The organism is Stenotrophomonas geniculata, assembly GCF_034508895.1.
Lineage (GTDB): Bacteria > Pseudomonadota > Gammaproteobacteria > Xanthomonadales > Xanthomonadaceae > Stenotrophomonas > Stenotrophomonas geniculata.
Window position 1 is genome coordinate 1,560,001 of the sequence record NZ_CP140571.1, and the last position, 2,500, is coordinate 1,562,500.

At 54.2% G+C, this 2,500-nt stretch carries 2 rRNA genes (1 of these 2 cut by a window edge); both read right to left on the reverse strand.

Annotation, left to right across the window (positions count from 1 at the left end):
* Positions 1–300: 300 nt before the first annotated feature.
* Positions 301–415 (reverse strand): 5S ribosomal RNA (gene rrf / locus RI032_RS07350).
* A 127-nt stretch (positions 416–542) separates the two neighbouring features.
* Positions 543–2,500 (reverse strand): 23S ribosomal RNA (locus RI032_RS07355) (it continues 922 nt past the right edge of the window).

Here is a 2,500-nt window from a genome sequence, read left to right on the forward strand (position 1 = left end):
TGCGAAGTTTCCTTCGTAGCGAGCCGCCCATTATAGCCGGCTTTTCTGCTTCGTCAACACCTTTTTTCAAGGCCGTCTCACCGGGGTGGACGTTGTTGCCGATGCTGCTTCGTCGTTGGACCCGAGGGTCTTTCGTCGTTGCGAGCCGCCTATTATGGCAGGCCTTTCAGCTTTGTCAACAACTTGTTTGAGGAACTTTAAGTTCTTCGTGAAGTTGTTGCCGCAAGTCCAGGTCGAAACCGGGTGCCTGCAAAAAAAGGAAAACCCCGCTGCGCATGCAGCGGGGTTCTCGGGTGTAAACCCTGGCGATGACCTACTCTCGCATGGCTTGAGCCACACTACCATCGGCGCAGCTGCGTTTCACTTCCGAGTTCGGGATGGGATCGGGTGGTTCCACAGCGCTAATTTCACCAGGGAGGCGGTTGGAGCGTCGCCATCCGATACAGCTGGATAAGGCGCCTGCCTCTCGTAGTTCTTGTGACGTAGCGTGCACCTGGATGCTCTTACGACGTTGTCGTAAAGCCAAGGCAACTTGAGGTTATATGGTCAAGCCTCTCGGATCATTAGTATCAGTTAGCTCAATACATTGCTGTACTTACACACCTGACCTATCAACCACGTAGTCTACATGGTTCCTTCAGGGGGCTTGTGCCCCGGGAGATCTCATCTTGAGGCGCGCTTCCCGCTTAGATGCTTTCAGCGGTTATCGCTTCCGAACATAGCTACCCGGCAATGCCACTGGCGTGACAACCGGAACACCAGAGGTTCGTCCACTCCGGTCCTCTCGTACTAGGAGCAGCCCCTCTCAAATCTCCAACGCCCATGGCAGATAGGGACCGAACTGTCTCACGACGTTCTGAACCCAGCTCGCGTACCACTTTAAATGGCGAACAGCCATACCCTTGGGACCGACTACAGCCCCAGGATGTGATGAGCCGACATCGAGGTGCCAAACACCGCCGTCGATATGAACTCTTGGGCGGTATCAGCCTGTTATCCCCGGAGTACCTTTTATCCGTTGAGCGATGGCCCTTCCATACAGAACCACCGGATCACTAAGTCCTAGTTTCCTACCTGCTTGATCCGTCGATCTTGCAGTCAAGCACGCTTATGCCTTTGCACACAGTGCGCGATGTCCGACCGCGCTGAGCGTACCTTCGAGCTCCTCCGTTACTCTTTAGGAGGAGACCGCCCCAGTCAAACTACCCACCATACACGGTCCCCGACCCAGATAATGGGCCCAGGTTAGAACGTCAAGCACGACAGGGTGGTATTTCAAGGATGGCTCCGCCACAGCTAGCGCCATGGTTTCATAGCCTCCCACCTATCCTACACAGACGAACTCAACGTTCAGTGTAAAGCTATAGTAAAGGTTCACGGGGTCTTTCCGTCTTGCCACGGGAACGCTGCATCTTCACAGCGATTTCAATTTCACTGAGTCTCGGGTGGAGACAGCGCCGCTGTCGTTACGCCATTCGTGCAGGTCGGAACTTACCCGACAAGGAATTTCGCTACCTTAGGACCGTTATAGTTACGGCCGCCGTTTACTGGGGCTTCGATCAAGAGCTTCGCCTTGCGGCTGACCCCATCAATTAACCTTCCAGCACCGGGCAGGCGTCACACCCTATACGTCCACTTTCGTGTTTGCAGAGTGCTGTGTTTTTGATAAACAGTCGCAGCGGCCTGGTTACTGCGACCCTCTTCAGCTATAGCTCGCATGAGCCACCAAAAAGGGTGCACCTTCTCCCGAAGTTACGGTGCCATGTTGCCTAGTTCCTTCACCCGAGTTCTCTCAAGCGCCTGAGAATTCTCATCCTACCCACCTGTGTCGGTTTACGGTACGGTCTGCGTAAGCTGAAGCTTAGGAGCTTTTCCTGGAAGCGTGGTATCAGTGACTTCGCCATAAAGGCTCGTCTCGGTGCTCGGTCTTAGAGGATCCCGGATTTGCCAAAGATCCAAACCTACCGCCTTTCCCCAGGACAACCAACGCCTGGTACACCTAACCTTCTCCGTCCCTCCATCGCACTTACGCGAGGTGCAGGAATATTAACCTGCTTCCCATCGACTACGACTTTCGTCCTCGCCTTAGGGGCCGACTCACCCTGCGCCGATTAACGTTGCGCAAGGAAACCTTGGGCTTTCGGCGTGCGGGTTTTTCACCCGCATTATCGTTACTCATGTCAGCATTCGCACTTCCGATACCTCCAGCAGACTTCTCAATCCACCTTCAACGGCTTACGGAACGCTCCTCTACCGCGCATAACAAAGTTATGCACCCCAAGCTTCGGTTCTGTGCTTAGCCCCGTTAAATCTTCCCCGCAGACCGACTCGACCAGTGAGCTATTACGCTTTCTTTAAAGGGTGGCTGCTTCTAAGCCAACCTCCTGGCTGTCTGTGCCTTTCCACATGGTTTTCCACTTAGCACAAAATTTGGGACCTTAGCTGTGGGTCTGGGTTGTTTCCCTTTTCACGACGGACGTTAGCACCCGCCGTGTGTCTC